This window comes from Vibrio sp. YQ_11, assembly GCF_043103065.1.
GTDB lineage: Bacteria > Pseudomonadota > Gammaproteobacteria > Enterobacterales > Vibrionaceae > Vibrio > Vibrio parahaemolyticus.
On the sequence record NZ_JBICJM010000050.1, the window covers coordinates 329,056 to 346,067 of the forward strand.

13 protein-coding genes and 3 pseudogenes are annotated in these 17,012 nt (G+C 42.7%); 11 read left to right on the forward strand and 5 right to left on the reverse strand.

What is annotated here, in order from left to right:
- Positions 1–766: 766 nt before the first annotated feature.
- The 6 genes from ACF8EG_RS23170 to ACF8EG_RS23195 all read left to right on the forward strand — a co-directional run bounded on the left by ACF8EG_RS23170 (position 767) and on the right by ACF8EG_RS23195 (position 8,324).
- On the forward strand, positions 767–2,191 hold the full coding sequence (locus ACF8EG_RS23170; RefSeq protein WP_025795730.1) for a CHASE2 domain-containing protein: 1,425 nt from the start codon (positions 767–769) through the stop codon (positions 2,189–2,191).
- On the forward strand, positions 2,188–2,562 hold the full coding sequence (locus ACF8EG_RS23175) for a hypothetical protein (protein ID WP_025795731.1): 375 nt from the start codon (positions 2,188–2,190) through the stop codon (positions 2,560–2,562). Before ACF8EG_RS23170 ends, ACF8EG_RS23175 begins: the two co-directional genes overlap by 4 nt.
- Complete coding sequence (locus tag ACF8EG_RS23180; protein ID WP_025795733.1) at positions 2,552–3,595, forward strand: M48 family metalloprotease; 1,044 nt, start codon at positions 2,552–2,554, stop codon at positions 3,593–3,595. Before ACF8EG_RS23175 ends, ACF8EG_RS23180 begins: the two co-directional genes overlap by 11 nt.
- 391 nt (positions 3,596–3,986) lie before the next feature.
- Positions 3,987–6,395 (forward strand): dynamin family protein, encoded by a 2,409-nt coding sequence (locus ACF8EG_RS23185; RefSeq protein ID WP_025795734.1) that lies wholly within the window; start codon positions 3,987–3,989, stop codon positions 6,393–6,395.
- On the forward strand, positions 6,382–7,254 hold the full coding sequence (locus ACF8EG_RS23190) for a diguanylate cyclase regulator RdcB family protein (protein ID WP_025795736.1): 873 nt from the start codon (positions 6,382–6,384) through the stop codon (positions 7,252–7,254). The genes ACF8EG_RS23185 and ACF8EG_RS23190 overlap by 14 nt, the downstream gene beginning before the upstream one ends.
- Positions 7,251–8,324, forward strand: coding sequence for a patatin-like phospholipase family protein (locus ACF8EG_RS23195; protein WP_025795737.1), 1,074 nt, complete (start codon positions 7,251–7,253; stop codon positions 8,322–8,324). Before ACF8EG_RS23190 ends, ACF8EG_RS23195 begins: the two co-directional genes overlap by 4 nt.
- Positions 8,325–9,038: 714 nt before the next feature.
- Here ACF8EG_RS23195 and ACF8EG_RS23200 read toward each other — a convergent pair.
- Positions 9,039–9,392, reverse strand: a pseudogene (locus ACF8EG_RS23200) (IS5/IS1182 family transposase); the annotation flags it as partial.
- A gap of 369 nt (positions 9,393–9,761) precedes the next feature.
- Here ACF8EG_RS23200 and ACF8EG_RS23205 point away from each other — a divergent pair.
- The 4 genes and pseudogenes from ACF8EG_RS23205 to ACF8EG_RS23220 all read left to right on the forward strand — a co-directional run.
- A complete protein-coding gene (locus ACF8EG_RS23205; RefSeq protein WP_080388491.1) occupies positions 9,762–11,321 on the forward strand; it encodes a methyl-accepting chemotaxis protein in 1,560 nt (519 codons plus the stop codon).
- A gap of 416 nt (positions 11,322–11,737) precedes the next feature.
- Positions 11,738–12,044 (forward strand): annotated as a pseudogene (gene tnpA / locus ACF8EG_RS23210) (IS66 family insertion sequence element accessory protein TnpA).
- A complete protein-coding gene (gene tnpB / locus ACF8EG_RS23215; protein ID WP_001980395.1) occupies positions 12,041–12,268 on the forward strand; it encodes an IS66 family insertion sequence element accessory protein TnpB in 228 nt (75 codons plus the stop codon). Before tnpA ends, tnpB begins: the two are co-directional and overlap by 4 nt.
- A 151-nt stretch (positions 12,269–12,419) precedes the next feature.
- Positions 12,420–12,622 (forward strand): annotated as a pseudogene (locus tag ACF8EG_RS23220) (IS66 family transposase); the annotation flags it as partial.
- Between the two features lie 378 nt (positions 12,623–13,000).
- Here ACF8EG_RS23220 and ACF8EG_RS23225 read toward each other — a convergent pair.
- The 3 genes from ACF8EG_RS23225 to ACF8EG_RS23235 all read right to left on the reverse strand — a co-directional run bounded on the left by ACF8EG_RS23225 (position 13,001) and on the right by ACF8EG_RS23235 (position 15,139).
- A complete protein-coding gene (locus ACF8EG_RS23225) occupies positions 13,001–13,126 on the reverse strand; it encodes a hypothetical protein (protein ID WP_257999947.1) in 126 nt (41 codons plus the stop codon).
- A gap of 40 nt (positions 13,127–13,166) precedes the next feature.
- Positions 13,167–13,859 carry an SDR family oxidoreductase gene (locus tag ACF8EG_RS23230; RefSeq protein ID WP_025789564.1) on the reverse strand — a complete coding sequence of 231 codons (693 nt, stop codon included), beginning with the start codon at positions 13,857–13,859 and terminating at the stop codon, positions 13,167–13,169.
- 83 nt (positions 13,860–13,942) lie between these two features.
- On the reverse strand, positions 13,943–15,139 hold the full coding sequence (locus ACF8EG_RS23235) for an MFS transporter (protein WP_025789563.1): 1,197 nt from the start codon (positions 15,137–15,139) through the stop codon (positions 13,943–13,945).
- Between the two features lie 188 nt (positions 15,140–15,327).
- On the opposite strand from ACF8EG_RS23235, the gene ACF8EG_RS23240 reads away from it, so the two are divergent.
- Positions 15,328–16,209, forward strand: coding sequence for a LysR family transcriptional regulator (locus ACF8EG_RS23240; RefSeq protein ID WP_025789562.1), 882 nt, complete (start codon positions 15,328–15,330; stop codon positions 16,207–16,209).
- Between the two features lie 45 nt (positions 16,210–16,254).
- On the opposite strand, the gene ACF8EG_RS23245 is transcribed toward ACF8EG_RS23240, so the two are convergent.
- Complete coding sequence (locus tag ACF8EG_RS23245; protein ID WP_025789561.1) at positions 16,255–17,007, reverse strand: SDR family NAD(P)-dependent oxidoreductase; 753 nt, start codon at positions 17,005–17,007, stop codon at positions 16,255–16,257.
- Between the last annotated feature and the right edge of the window lie 5 nt (positions 17,008–17,012).

Below are 17,012 nucleotides of genomic sequence, written 5' to 3' on the forward strand. Positions count from 1 at the left end.
TCGATTTTTTGTTATCATATGTTGGATAGACCATCGCAAAGCAGCGCATGACGGTACCTCCATTACTCGCTCTATTGACTTCTGTAGTTCATTTTGTGCCCTTAAGTCTGCAAGGTTCGTGTTGACTTGTTTTTGCCCCAAAATGGGCCACGGCTTGAACTGTTATTTCAGATAATTTACTAGTTTTGAGATACAAAAAGTAATCGATAGCAAGAGGCAGGACCTAACCCCGTATATGGAGTTTGGTATATGCGACACATCAGAGTTTTTATAACACTCTTAAGCCAAGACAATTAGAGGGGTAGTCATGAGTAAAATCATCGCAGCGCTTGAAGGTAATGCTACTCTGGAGATAGACAGGTTAATAACTAAGCGAATGATGACAACTACCTTGAAAAACGCCGCAATGGCGAATTTTCTAGTGAGGATGTTAAGCTCGCGGTAACACACCTTACAAAATCTATAGCTAGCAGGGCAGATGCCCTTAATACTCTTTATTACCTTTATTGAAGAATCGCAGTATCCCTACTGATACAAGCTGTGGGTTAGCAAAGAAAGACATTAGCTATTACTTGATGGACTACTACAATAGGCAACGGCCACAGTTCATGCCGAAATTTGGCTTAAATCAGTGTCTAGAATTTGTAGACCACTACATAGTAAGAATTATTATGTTGAGTTAGATCTACATTAATACAATGTAATTGGTCTGGTTGATGTGTTGATGGTAACTTATATTTAGTCAATTTTTGTGTTTAGGGAACAAATGCAAATTATAGGTAAACATAAAGTTAAGCTGATTCTAGTATCGGGTTTAAAAGCGCTAGCAATTGCATTTTTTATCCTGTTTAACCCATTGGGTCTTAAAAATACCAGTCAAGAACAGAGTGAAATGTTGTATCTCGACACGACGGCATCTACGTTTGATGCTAATTTAGAATCGGCTGTAGTGGTGTTAATCGATGAGTATACTCTAGAAAAATATCACCTTAACTACCCAGTAGATTATAGAAGCCTGTCAAGGATTCTAAGATCGATAAGTAGCCACAATCCCAACTCTGTCTTTATCGACATTCTCCAAAATTACCAGCATTCAAAAGAGTTAGATTACTGGCTAAAGCATTTAAAAAAGTCGAGTGAACGTCACCCCATTTATCTAGCACAAGATTTAGAGTTTGATAAAGAGTGGCGACTGAATGACAAAGAGAACATCAGATATAAGCTGAGCCAAAATACCACTCTAGTGCCTGTATCATGGCGCGGCCCTTCAAACCGCTATCCACTAATGATCAGCCTTGATGGGCAAAATCATAAAACAACCGCTTTGCTAATGTACGAACGGTATTGCGAAAGTGCGAACTGTCAATTGTTCCAAAGCTCAGAAAATTATGATGAATCAATGGTGGTTCGATGGAACAATAAAAATAGTAACGAGCAAATGGCATTTTTGAATGTAGCCGATGGGTGTGAGTTTCAGCAGCGTAGTATGTACCAAGCATTTAGAAGACACGTTACCTATGGCTTTCAAAACAAAAAAGAGATGGATGAACATCGAGTGAAGTGTCCGCCGATTTTAACCCTGAGTGCAGACGATTTTTTAGCTCCAAATGCCACGGGCAATCAAGACTTGCGGAAAGTGATAGAAAACAGAGCGGTGTTTATCGGCTATGACTTACTGGGGTCTTCAGATTTAGTTGTGTCCCCCGTTCATAACCAGTTACCTGGTGTGTTCTATCACGCCATGGCATTTGTAAACTTAGTATCTATGGATACCAAGTACTGGCGATCGCCTAATGTTATTGGTGAATGCCCAATTGTAGGGGATTGCAATTTCTCGTATTACGATTTGATTCAAATATTACTTTATGCTGTGGTTATTGGTTTTTCTCTCTATTTAAAAAAATCTTATGTACTTTATAGCGACGATGAAATGAAAAAGTTACTGACCTCTTCAGGATTATTTCTTGTTGTGATTATCAGTGTTGTATTTTCGATTATTGTCTTTCAATACACAGCAGGGCCAGCGAACTGGATAGCTCTAATAAGCATATTAATAATTAGTGCAAGTATGCTAATTAAACCAGTGATTATTTATATTTACCAATGGGTATTAATAAATTCAAGGCGTAAAGCATCAATACTGGTAAATGAATTTTTGATTTTAAGAGATAAATTAATGGTGAAAAAATGAGACTATTCTACTTGATGATTTTTTTATTTTTTTCCTATCCAACTTATGCAGTGGATAATACGGTTATTCAGTTTAACTCTGGAGAGGTTGAAGTTTGTACAAGCGCAACAGATATGGATACCTGTGACTACGTTAAGGTGTCCAGACTGCCAGACCCGAAAAAAGTGACAATTAAAGTGTTAGATTTCACGGAGGAGGGGATGGTTAAGTTAAATATTAATGGACAAATAAAGTACATCCATCAGATGGATTTAAAACTCAGTGCGAGAGCAACGGTTAGCGAACCTTGTGTAGACAAAGAGTTTAACTCAAGGGCGGATAAAAACACCTATGCTACTCATGGAATGATGGATAAATGCGATGCAAAATAAACTCCTCGCTCTTGTTGTTATTTTTATCCTGGGTTGTACTACTAATAGCGATAATTTAGCGTTTGAAGACTATATCGACGAAAAACATAAGGACAATATAGCGAACCTTGATGAGATAAAAGACTTTGATTTTGACCGAGAAGCTTATATGGAAAGCGGCAACGTTGAGAACATTGAGTTACCAGCCATTAAATATAAAACGGTTCCGTTTGACACCTTGAACATTGCCCATGTATGTGAAAAGTTTTCAGGCAATGACGTCAAAGTAGTTAATAATTCTAACAGTGAAAAAAATGAAGAAATTGTGAGACATATTGCTCACCGTATTAATGGCGTGTTTGGATGTGATCTTGCTGTTCAATATGAAATTACTGAATCGGAAATATACGGTGCATTGGTTAGAAATAACAAAATTGTATTAACTTCAGGAGTATTTTCTGAGTCTCATTATATTGATGAAATCGTTTTTATCATCGCCCATGAAATGGTGCATCATGTTCTACTTCACAATCAGCAGATCAATCTAATTCGCTCAAAAAAGACTCGCGAGACTAATAGAGCAGCGAGAGATATCTACGTTTACCTTAACACAACCGCTTGGGCAGAAGTGGCGGATACCTTTATGGATGATTATACACAAGGACACCTTATGACCAATCACTTGATGATTCCGAATGAAGTAACCGCTGACGTTGTTGCTGTGGATATTATGGTCAAAGCTGGGTACAGTCCACAGGCAATGCGCTATGTGTTAGAGCGTGCAGCCAGTTGCTTAGGGTATCATGATGGTGACCTAAATACACAGTTTGCTCATATGCAAGCTGAAGCAAAAAAGTTTAATGAAAGTAAAAATAAGAGCATGGAGAACTATTTCGAGATAATAGGCGATCTTTTTTCCCAGACTCATCTACCACAGCCTTGGAGAGAAAAAACAGTTTCAACATACATTAAGGCTAATTATCCAACGGAGAGACGTTTGAGAATGACACCCGTGAGCAGTTTTAAAGTGAGTACGATGGTGTCTAGTAGATAAACAGCAATGACCAAAAAGTCACAATGAATGGGTATAGAGGTTCTAGATAGGGTCAGGTCTTGTCTTTTGCCTTTGTTGTTTTTACTTACTTTTACTAATTGTAGTTTGACGAGTTAGAGCAATGAACCTAACTCGTTTCTGCCCCTTTTCGAGTTTGCGCAACAAAGTGGTATTCAATCTAACCTGAAAATTGCCCAATATTTCCTCATATCAGCCCTTCAGGCTGGGGAAACTCATTTTCTCTCTGAAATTCGCAAACCAATCCCCGTTAGAAAAGGTGCTCATTAATATTTTTTTGAAAAATCTGCTTTTAAATTCTAGGTTGTTATGTTGATATGCGTCATATAGAACAATAACTTAGAAAGTCAGCTACTACATTAGAGTATTTGCGATGAGTGAACAAAAAATTGAGCTAATAACGGATGAAGCATTACGGCTTGTTGATGCTTCTTTGGATTTAAACTGTCGAATCGAGGATAGCATTCCTTTACCAAATGACAGTGCATTCAAAAAGGAACTGGCTAACAATGTAACGATTTTGAAAAATGAACAAAACAAGCTCGCTAACAATGAAATGGTTATCGCTGTTGTCGGTACCATGAAGGCAGGAAAATCAACTACCATTAACGCCATTGCGGGAACAGAAGTCCTACCTTATCGTAACCGCCCCATGACGGCCCTACCTACCCTGATCCGACACACGAAAGGTCTACTCAAACCTGTTTTGCGCCCACAAAACCAAGAGCCAATTACCAACCTGTGTATTGAGTTGGCACAAAAGTTCCAGTCTGGTGAAGAGCCTACTGGTGATGTAGCAGGCTACAAAGAAATTCAAGCACTCATCGTCGAAATTAAAAATGGTACGAGCTTTAATAAAGATATTTACGAAGGTGAAGAAGCCATTTTTGAATATCTCTCATCGCTGAATGACCTAGTTCGCCTCTCAGGCGCAATGGGTTCACGCTTCCCGTTTGAAGAGTATGGGAATGTTGATCAGGTTCCGCTTATTGAAGTTGAATTCACGCATCTAGCAGGGCTTGAAGAATCTAAAGGCCAAATCAGTATTCTCGACACGCCTGGGCCGAATGAAAGCGGCCAACCACACTTAGCATCAATGCTCAAAGAGCAACTATCCAAAGCCTCTGCTGTCATTTCGGTAGTCGATTATACTCAAATTGGTTCTGAAGCTGATGGTGAAGTTCGTGAACTCGTCTCAAAGCTTCCGACAGAGTTACCCCTTTACGTGTTTATCAATAAGATTGATGGCAAAAAGCGTAACGGTGACTCCCCAGAGGAGATCAAAAGGCTTATTGTTGATCAGTTGATGAAGGGCCGTGTTAACGATGACGCGGTTTTCCCAATCTCAGCTAACCAAGCGTATCTTGCTAATATTGCCAAGCGCCATATGAACGCCTGCGGTAAATTGCCAGATTACAATTTTACACCGTGGGTCGAAGATTTTGGTGAGGAAGCCTTCGGAAAACGTTGGAAGCATTCAATTGATGATGCTGATAAGGTTAACCAACTAATTTTGGAGATATGGGAGGATTCGAAGTTTTCATCCCCTATCAAAAACGTTCTGCATTCAGCACACACGAATTCAGCCAAGTTCTCTATTAAAAGTGCTGTAGAGAAGACAAAGATCTTGTCACAGACTTTCAAGCGTGAGCTTGAGTTTATGAGTCAGGGTGCAAGCAAAGAGTTGAGCACACTTGAGAATAGCGTGACTGCCCTGCAAGCCGATATTGAAAAGCTTGATGAAGCCGAGAAGGCTATCAAAGTTCATGCGAATAACACCATCGTTGAAGTCATTAAAGCAACGAAGAACTCTGCAACTCAGATTCAGAATTGCATTGATACCCAAGTGACCAAGTACTTCAAAGAAGGCAAGCAGCAGGAGCTGGACCAGCAGCGTCAAAGGCATGGCAAGGCCAAATCAAAAAAGCCTCAAGAGAAGAATCCTGGGTTGCCCGCTCTCTTCTCGAACGTTATCAGTGCACTTACAACTTGGGAACACCAAGTCGCTGAGACAGGGCAGCAAGACTTTAATCCTAATGAGACGGTGATTGAGTTCCCTGATCGGAATTCCGCAAAGACATTATTGAAAAAGATTGAAGCCTCTACGAATGCCATCCTTAAAGATGGTCAGGGGCAGTTAGAGAACATTTTCTCTCGTTGTTTTGTTGAGCTTGAATCTGCACTGAACGAAGCCATCAAAGAGTCCATAAAGCCTATTCAAGCCAGCATTGAAAGTGAGTTGAAAGAAGCAGGGTTTACCGTTTCACTGAACCTGCCTAGTTTCAGTAAGCGTTCACTTTCTCTTGATGTTCAAACAATGTTTGACTCGGCCTTAGAAGAGAAATCTCGCTCTGAAAGGCGACACCGCCGACAAAGTGGTGCCTGGGGCAAAGTTTGTAGTTTTTTCAATACGGATGACTGGGGTTGGGAATCCTATGAGGTTAGTGTTGAGTATTACCAAATTGATCTTACCAAGATCCACCAAAAGACCCGTGCGCAAGTGACTTCGTTTATGAAGGCGATAGACCACACTATCAAGAAGTCGATACAAGAACCTGTTGATCATGAGGTTAATGCCTTCTTTGATGATTTCGGAACAATCTTGGATTCAGTTGTTTCCAACATTCAGGTGTCGATTCAGAATCAGTCGTTAAGCACACAAGAGAAGGCGCGGTTGATTGAGCAATTGCGTGATTACTTGGAACGTAATGAAATAATTTCTGATCAAGTTCATGAGCTTGATTTAGAGGTAAATGATGGACCAACATATGCGAGAAAATGATAATTCGTGGTTTGATAAAATAGATTGCATCAAGGATAAAGCTATCGTTGATCTGGTGAACGGTTTGGACGTAAGTCGTGACCACCAGAAGAACTTTGATTCACAGAGCATTTCATCACGACTGTTAAACGGCCTTACAGGTAAAAATCAAGCACGTCAGGGCGAGATCAACAAATCCTTAACTGAAGGATTGGAATCAACCTTGTCCTGGCTCACAGAGCTTACAGATTCTATAGCTTACAGCAATCTGGCTATCCAGCAGGTTAACCAGCGAGTTGATAAGTTAACAGAGCACTTGACTCACCTTGCTGGTGATTACATGGAAACCCGCTCCAAGCTAGAGGCACTGGCTGCCGTTACTTCTGATAGGCTGGCTGTCCTTGAGAATGATATCGCTAACCTAAAACTGGAGGTTAAAGCGAACACTCAATTGGACTTGGTATTCTCACGGTGGAGAACAGGTTATTGGCATGACTTCCCTATTGCGACTCGATGCTACATTGCTCTCGAAGAACTTCGCTGGGGAAGCTTTGGTGACTTCATTCGAAGTGCTAACGACAAAGAACGCAGCAACTACCTTGAACTGTTGAGAAACAAGGTGATTGAGCAATTGGCGGCCGATAGTGGATCAATGGTCAAAGAGCGCATTGATTCTCAAACATGGATCGAACATAGCGCAAAAAAAACGCAAGAAGCTGTCGAGTTTCTAGGTGATTGGTGCCTAGAACACAAACACCCTGCAACGTATTTTGTTACACAGGAGTGGGAGAAAGCCCCCTTGTATATGCCAAGGATCATTTCGGCCACCAAGTTAGGCAACTATTTAACTGAAGAAGTTTTTGGGCAGGAGGGCGCATGAAAGTTGGTCTAGTTCTATCTGGTGGTGGCGCATTGGGTGCTTATCAGGTAGGTGTGCTTAAAGCATTGGCAAAGGAAGGTATCGAAATAGATATGGTTGCTGGGGCAAGTATCGGTGCTCTAAACGGTGCCATTGTTGCCAGTGAGGCTTCGGTCAAGAGCGCTTACCAGAAGCTGGATACCCTATGGAGTAACCTAGCGCAAGACAACCCGTTGAAAATCAATAAGGCTGTTTACCTTCAATTATTGCTTGCATCTGGCCTACAGTTGAATGCAGGAAGGCTATTGAAATTACTCGATTCACCTTACTTGAAACCAATCTGGGCAAAGTACATCCCAATGCCATTAAAGGTTGCTGAAAGCCTACTGGATGATGCGCCGTTAACAAAGATCATGGCCGATAGCCTTGATGTTGAAAGGCTAAGGACGGGCTTACCGTTATACGCTTCAGTCTTTAAGAGTGACGGTGCTTTAACGGATCTTCTACAGTGCGTGACCTCCGAACTGGGCATTGCCGAGAGTAAGGATTCAGAATATATCCATATCCAGGGCCTGTCAGATGAAGAACAGAAAGAAGCGCTGCTGGCCTCCGCTGCTTTACCTCTTCTTTTTAAACCCAAAATGATTGGTGGTGAAGAGTATGTGGACGGGGGTATCGGCGGATGGACACGCAATCAGGGAAATACCCCTGTTCAGCCACTAATTGATGCTGGCTGTGATGTGGTTATTGTGTCTCATCTGGCAGACGGAAGCTTGTGGTCGAGGTATAACTTTGGTGACACGACGATCATTGAGCTGCGACCAAACGAAACCATTAATCGTAATGATGGTCTGTTTGGTGGCGCAAAAGACCTCCTTGGCTTCCAGCCAAAGAATATCGACTCATGGATAGAGCAGGGCTATAAGGACACTCTACGGTCAATGGAACGGATTTCAAAGCCTTTGGTAGAAAAAGCTGAGCTTAGGGATTCAGAGTCATCTCTCAAGGAAAGCCTGAGTAAATCTAAGTCTGTCGATAATCAGTTGGACGATATCATATCGAAGCTATCGCAAATGCCAAACGGGTGCTAACCGAACAGGGTTAGCACCAAAGGTGATTTGTAACCTTACCTGTTAACTTCTAAGCCATTACATTTGTAGTGGCTTTTAATTTCAATGTATTGGATTAACGACTTTGGTCAGCAGCACAGAAGTTAGCTGTTCACCCAAATGTGCCATGATTGGTAAACTGCAATACTTGGGCTAATTCATTTGTTACTAAATTAGCAAATGCAGTAACTCATTTCTGTCCAAATCCCTGTTAGTAGGTGCGATACTAATAGAAACCCAACCAACGAAGAATTCGTGATCGCCCAGCAGTCGGTTGAGTTGCTGTAATTTATTTCAAAAACAGATAGTTAAAAGCGAGCTTAGTGCTCGCTTTTTTGATCTTATATGTTGGATAGACCATTGCTAAGCATGGTTGGCGGCACCCATTCCTTGTTAACGCTAATACTGAGTAGCGAACAGTAGCATGGGAATCGTAGTACTTGTGCTCATGGTTGGTAACATAAGGTTGAAAGGAGTCTCCTATTAGTAAGCGGAAACGCCTTTCACTTAAATCCTTTATAGAGTGCTTAGCTATAGAGGGGGTATACAAGTCAACATAGTTTGAATCTAGGGAATATTGATCTTTCGTGATGATTCTTTGAACGGCATGGTGAAGGTTATAATTATTTCACCAAAAGCAAATCACAACTGAGTTCACCATGCCAAGGACAATGCTAACTGATAAACGATGGGAAAAGCTAAATGCTGGATTGTTCCTTTGGCTTTTGTCTTGAACGCGACGTTATCTGTTTTAGCTCGCTTGCTAATGCATGAATAATGGGGGCATGACAATGGCAGTTGAGTGAGCTTAAAAATAGAGAGAATCACCCCTTGACGATCTCTCAACGGCATTGAAAACACACGTTTAACCATAAGAGCCGTCGTAACGGCTAAGTCACTAAACAAGCGAGATCTTCCGCGGTTTCTCTGTTTGATTAGCCTCCATAGCTGAACGTTTTTTTCATCAATCCCAAATGTCAGTGAGCCGTGATTAATTAAAGCTTGGTTATAGTATTTCCAGTTGGTTGTCTTGTAGCGAGGCTTAGCCATTGCTGTAAGCGTTTGAGTGTCGGATTATCGGAGTTTTAGCGAAGCAAGAGAGCATATAGCTACTACAGCCAACTCTGGCCACACCAATATAATGGTGGGCTGACACCCAATGAGTCTGAACGACTGTATTGGGAAAACTCAAAAACCGTGGCCAATTTTGTTGAACAAGATACTCCACATGGTTATTCTACAAAAATGAATGTAAAAATGGTTCATTTTACTAAAGTTATTGCATTTGATGCGGACAATATAACTAAATAGTTAAAACTAGTGTCGCGGGAGAGTGGGTTGGCAAAGAGAGTAATGCCAAGTCATCGGCTTGATTAACCCCGTTGATAGAAATTAATCGCTTGCGTTGAGACAACCATAATGAAAAGAATCATCCTATTAGCCGTTTGTGTCATGTTTGGCATTGCTGTCATGGCGAGTATGGCGTCTACCTATTTTATCTCAAGTCAGAATATCGATGGTATCATCTTGCACAAATCTCAGGTTCAGGCCGAGTTCTTAGCTGAGAATGCAAGTTACATTTTAGAGAACTCAAACCATCCGACCCAAGATCTTCAAGCGTTAGTTGACCAGTTAAAACAACGCTCAGATGTAAGCTATGCCATTGTAATAGATAGCAATGTTTCAGCTGTCGCACATAGTGATAAACAAAAGCTAAACAAGAAGTATGAAGATGACTATACGGTGGCGGGTGCAACCAAAGGTGTGCAGCAATATTCGAAGTGGTACGCGGATGTGCAGCAAGTGTGGGTGTTCGATATCATGGCCCCAATCTATGTGAATGGCCAGCTTTACGGCACGTTCGACATCGGTATTCCAATTACGGAAGTGAGACAAGCAACGAACGGCATTATCAGCTACCAACTTGGTTCAATGATCGTGATTTTTGTACTTTGCGTGCTACTACTTTCACTTCTGTTAAGCCACTTAATGAAGCCGTTATCTGTATTGAAAAATGCACTGCATGATATTTCGCAAGGGGAAGGAGATCTGACTGTTCGTTTGCCAACAAAAGGCAATGATGAAGTGGCTCAGATTTCATCAGCATTTAACGCTTTTGTCGAAAAGGTTCATGGCATTGTTTCGCAAGTGGTGAACACCGCTATTGCATTGAATGGCTCTGCAACTGCCTTACGTGAGCAATCTCAACAGGCTTTGACTCGTGGGCAGGAGCAAAACGAGCAAACCATGCTGGTGGTGACGTCAATGAATGAAATGATTGCAACAGTTAACGAGATTGCATCGAACGCAGCTGGTGCAGCGAGCGCGGCAAGTACTGCAACGGACGAAACGCAAGAAGGCTACAAGACGCTGAAAAAGACCACTTCGGCAATCACAAACCTTGAAACCGAGATGAACGGCACGTCGAGCATCATTGTAAGTTTGGCAGATAATACTCAATCGATCGGTTCAATCCTTGAGGTGATTCGAGGTATCTCAGAACAGACCAACTTGTTGGCACTTAATGCTGCAATTGAGGCCGCTCGTGCTGGTGACGCAGGTCGTGGTTTTGCAGTGGTAGCTGACGAAGTGCGTAACCTTGCGACGAAAACCGCGCAGTCAACCGATGAGATTGACCTGATGATCAAACGCTTGCAAGACGAAGCGCAAAATGCCGTGAATTCGATGGGGGCCAGTAAAGCTCTGATCGTAGAAGGAACAACGGAGACGGAACGGGCGCAACAAGCACTAGAAGCGATTTCTAAACATGTAATGACCATTCTGGATATCAATACTCAGGTTGCAACGGCAACAGAACAGCAATCGACGGTGGCTAACGAAATCAATATGAACATGGATATGGTGAGCAACTCAGTGAAGCTCGGTCTAAATGCAAGTGAGCAATTAGAACAATCGAGTCAACAACTGGCTGAGCTCTCGCAAACGCTTGATCATTATGTTGGCTCGTTCAAAATCTAACCTACAACAAGAGTGCAAAAGGTGACTATCGAGTCACTTTTTTGTTTTCAGCCCTAAACCAGCTACTTAAGTAGATGGTTATCATCCACTTTAGCTGGCCTTTAAAAGCTACTCACGCTAAATGCGTCTTTGATTTTTCCAGAAGTCAAAGAGGACAAATAATATGAGTAGATATAATCAAGGTTCCCACGTATTTTGGGCGCTGTAGGAATAGCGGTCACCCGCTCCCCCGCACGTGCAACGCATATGCCTCCTACCTGGGTCTAACGTCAAATCGCTGCTCAGGATAAGGGGGGGGCAATTCTTACTTTGGGGACCCAGTAATCAGCTAATTTCGTAAGTGCTTCATAAACCCCGCATTCTAATCGCCTAGCCCGAACAATAAGATCAAACCTCCAATACAAAGGATATTTGAAATGGCTAAGCGATACACTAACCAAGAATGGCGGACTCTGTTCGAACACTATGAATCTAGCCAGCTATCACAACGATTATTTTGTGAACGTAACGGACTGAGCCTTTCCACTTTTTACGCTAAGCGCCAACAGTTAAAGTACATCGAAAAACCGAACACGGTTGGCTTTGTTAAAGCAGACGTCGTTGAAAAGCCCACGAGGTATCAAGCCACCCACATTGACGCTGATTGTCAACGATGTTGAACTGAGCATCCCACAAGACACGCCAGTGACCTACCTTGCCGAACTTATCGGTGCGTTGTCATGAAATGTATGCTCAGCGTCCCAGAGATTCATTTATATCGTGAAAGTGTCGATTTTAGAAAGTCCATCAACGGCCTTGCCGCGATTATCGAAAGCGACACACACTTGCCTCTTGGCTGCGGTGGATTGTTCCTGCTTACCAACAAACAGCGCGATAAAGTCAAAGTGTTGTTCTGGGATAAAACTGGCTCCGCTCTCTGGTGTAAACGCCTTGAAAAAGCCAAATAAATGGCTATCCAAAGAAAAAACGAGGTGTTTACCCTCACTCAATTCAAGTTTGACGGATTGCTTTCAAGCTACACGATTCTCGGCCGTAAACCCATTCAAATCAACGATTTTACAATGACTTAGTCGATAATAAAGCCTTATCCACCAAGCGATGGTGAAAGTTCCGATGGCATCACTAAAGCAGAAAGAATCTGAGTGGAAACAAGAGCGCCAGTCGCTACTTGAACAGCTCAAGCTTGCCTTTGATCGTCAGTTCGCTAAACGCTCGGAGGCATTAAAACCTACGATGAATCTCAAGGTGACCTCTTCAACGAAGTTGAGTGTGAAGCCGCCAAGGAAGAAGTTCTCCGAATTGTAGGTTGCTGCCAACGCCCCAAATCCCCGTTAGCAGGCGCAATACTAATAGAAACCCAACCAACGAGGAATTCGTGATTGTCCAGCAGTCGGTTGAGTTGCTGTAATTAATAACGAAAACAGATAGTTAAAAGCGAGCTTAGTGCTCGCTTTTTTGATCTTATATGTTGGATAGACCATCGCTAAGCATGTGTTGGTGACACAACCATTGCTTACTAAATTGCCTTCTGCAATTCATTTTTGCTCCAAGTTAGCGAGCTTAGTGTCGGATTTTTTCTGCCCCATTTCACGTTAAAGTATTTACCCAGTCCAGAGCAAGATCGCAGTCGTTCCTTAGAATATTTAATGTGACCCGCCATAGATTCAGGCAATATCAATTTATAGGATCTCATCGTCATCCCAATCCCAATCCCAGTCAATTTGGGAAATATCACGGGAGACTTTGTGTAAATGCCACCAGATCAAACCGACAATAGAAAGGATTAAAACTATAAATAAAAGCATATCATACGCTTAGAACTTGCATGTGACGTAACTACAGGGCTTACCACGGCAATTGAGTGCCATCGTAGACAAAAAATGAACCTGAATGCTTAAGTTTTAAATTGTCGATAACATTAAGCATGCCTTTAACACTCTCTTCTACTGTTACCTTGCCATCCTTTCCGCCCATATCGGTTTGTACCCAACCAGGATGAATTGCCATAGTCTTCACTCCCACTTCGGATAGCTCACAAGCCAGAGATTTAATTATTTGATTGAGGGCGGCTTTTGATGCGCGATAACTGTATCGACCACCAGAGCGGTTGTCATCGATGCTAGCGAGTATTGAAGTCATCCCAATGATGGTTTTATCTTCACCCGCAAGAATGTTATTAAGCAAAGCCTGCGTGATTAACATGGGCGCAATGGTGTTGACGTTTAATACATTTATCCACTCCTTTTGCCCCATGTTGCCTAGGCTTTCACATTCATCTCCGCTCACTCCTGCGTTATGAATGAGTACATCAATGGCGATGCCCGCAAATTTTTCTGTCAAAGCGAGAATATGGGACTCATTACTCACGTCGAGCGGATGAATACAAATGGTGGGATAAGTTTGTACCAAGAGACACAAAGCCTGAGCTGTATTGATGTCACGGCAGCATGCAATCACACGCCATCCACGCAGAGTGTATTGTTTAACAAGCTCTAGGCCCAAGCCTCGATTGGCGCCAGTGATAAAAACCGTTTTCATTGTGAGCTACCTAAGTTGATTCTAAGTAAGAATTAGCTGGTCAATGCCGAGCCTTGACCAGCTTGTAACCATTGTCGTGATACTTACTTCACAAGTACGTTTGCTTCCGACAAATGAACTGCTGTACGTTTATCAAGACGTCCACTCATTCGAGTAAGAGCGAGCGCAACGATCACTATCACGGCTCCAATCCAAGGGGTATGCATTAAGCCCATTTCTGACACAATCATACCGCCGCCCCAAGAGCCAAGCGCAATACCCACGTTAAACGCCGCAATGTTTAGACCAGAAGCGACGTCTACCGCATCAGGAGTGTATTTTTCAGCCAGTTTAACCACATAGACTTGTAAACCAGGAACATTACCGAATGCAAATGCCCCCCAAACTAAAATGGTCGCTACCGCTGCTATAGGGTTAATGGCCGTAAAGTTAAATACAACTAATACGGTGGCGAGTCCTGCAAAAATAATCGTCAGTGCTTTTATTGGCCCCATCTTATCGGCCATTTTGCCGCCCCAAATATTACCAATCGCTACTGATACGCCGTATACCAACATAATTAGGCTGATTGCATTTGCGCTGAATCCTGTTTCCTGTTGCAAAATCGGCGCAAGGAAAGTGAAAGCGGTAAAGGTACCACCGTAACCGAGTGCTGTGATGGCATAAACCAATAGTAGTCTTGGTTGCGTTAACACTTTTAGTTGTGATGACAGTTTCGCGGCAGCAGGCTGCTTTAGGTTGCTTGGCACTAAGAAAGCACTACCAATCAACGCAATAAGTCCCAATAGCGCGACAATCAAAAACGTCGATTGCCAACCAAAGGTCTGGCCGATGTAAGTACCAAGCGGGACGCCCGTTACTAATGCTACGGTTAATCCCGTGAACATAATCGCAATCGCACTTGCCGCTTTTTCTTTAGATACTAGGCCAGTCGCAATTGTGGAGCCGATGGAGAAAAACACACCATGGGCTAGACCAGTCAAAATTCGAGCAACGATAAGGGTGTTGTAACCAGGTGCTTGCCATGCCAATAAGTTGCCAATCACAAACAGTGACATAACCGTAATGAGTACGTGCTTACGGTTCCACTTTCCCGTTAGTGCTGTTAAAACAGGTGCGCCAATCGCAACACCGAGTGCATAAAGGCTCACCAGTAGTCCTGCGGATGGTAGTGAGACGTTTAGGTCAGAAGCCATGGTCGGGATCAATCCCACGATCACAAACTCCGTCGTTCCGATAGCAAAGGCGCTGAGCGTCAATGCGAGAAGTGCTAATGGCATATTATTTACTCTCTGTTGTTAGGTTTAGTACACAGCAGCGAATGTGTTTATTAATGTTTCGCTGTACTGTGATTTGATGGAGGGATTCTGCGTGAAAATGTAATTGCAAAAAACAGGTTGTTTAACAAATGATATTTGTTATAAATGCAATAATTAAAACGAAACTGTTAAGTAAATGGTAGGCGAGCATGCGGACGAAATCGGACGATTTAGAAATTCTACTTACTGTCGTTGATACTGGTGGATTTACTGCGGCGGCAGAAAGTCTCGATATACAGGTGGCACGCGTATCACGATCGGTGAGTAAGGTAGAAAGCCAACTTGGCGTGACGATATTAAACCGAACCACAAGACGGATTGAATTAACGGATGAGGGGCGGCAATTCGTTGAGTCGGTAAGAATAGGGCTGATGCAGTTGCAGCAAGCGGAAGACGAGATCATATCCCGTGGGGAATTACCCAAAGGGCGGCTGCGTGTTGATGCCGCCAGTCCATTTGTGTTTCACCAGTTAGTTCCACTCGTTCAGCCATTTAATCAAGCCTATCCTGATATTGAGTTGGAGTTAACTTCTAATGAAGGTTTTGTTGATTTGCTAGAAAAGAAAACCGATATCGCTATTCGTATCGGTGCATTAAATGATTCAACTTTACATGCAAGGCCTCTTGGCCGAAGTTTACTTTACATTGTTGCTTCACCTGATTATTTATCAAAGCGCGGCTTTCCGAGTAAGAGCAGTGATTTGGAACATCACGATACCATCGGATTTTCAACACCAAAAACACTCAACGAATGGCCTCTGAAAGGATTTTCAGGGCTGACACCCACGCTGACCTCAAGTAACGGTGAAACGGTGAGACAGCTAGCATTGATGGGAAATGGAATCGCCTGCCTATCAGGCTTTATGGTGAAAAAAGATATTGCGGAAGGAAGATTAATTGCGTTGTTAGAAGGTGAAAAAATCGGCAACTCAGGCAGGGAGCAAATTAATGCCGTCTACTATAAGTCTTCTTCTGTTGCCAAGCGGATTTCTGCTTTTATCGATTTTATTCAGCCGAAACTGGATCTGTAAATCGTTCCAAGCGAGGCCGTTGCCGACCTCGCTTTTATATCGATTTTATTGTATCGGCTGACCAGTATGCAGCTCTAAGCCACCAGAAATAGGTAGGTTGATACCATTGCATGAGCTTGATGCATCAGAGGCCAAGAAGTACATTGCTTCAGCGACTTCCTCTGGCGTGCAGATCCTGCCTAGAGGGTTGGCCTGATTAAAAGTGTCAATCACTTCTTTGGCGTTGGCAAGAAACATTGGAGTAGCGCAAGCGGCAGGACATACATTGTTTACTCTAATGTTATATTTTCCATAATCGAGCGCCATCGCTCGGACTAAATTAACAACAGCTCCTTTTGCTGCATTGTAGGCAGCCATCTGATGATCCCCATTCAGCCCTGATACAGAAGCAGTATTTACAATAGTCCCTCCACCTTGTGCAATCATGTGTGGCACAAAGTACTTACTCATCAAAAATATCGATTTCACATCAACATCAAACAATAAGTCCCAATCTGTCTCTGTTGTTTGATGTAGTTCACCACCACGCCAAACTCCAGCATTGTTGATCACGCTGTCAACTCGTCCAAAGTTGTCAATTGCAAACTCGGCTACCCGCGAGACCTGTGATGCTTGAGTGATATCACAACGTTGAAAATAAACCTCAGTAAAACCTTGGCTTTGAAGTTTCAAACATTGCTGTTGCCCGTGCTCCTCGTTGGTGTCTATCATCAGAACGCGCCAATGTTTTTCTAGAAACAACTTACTAGCCGCTAACCCCATGCCAGAAGCTGCGCCAGTAATCACTACCGTTTTCATCTGGA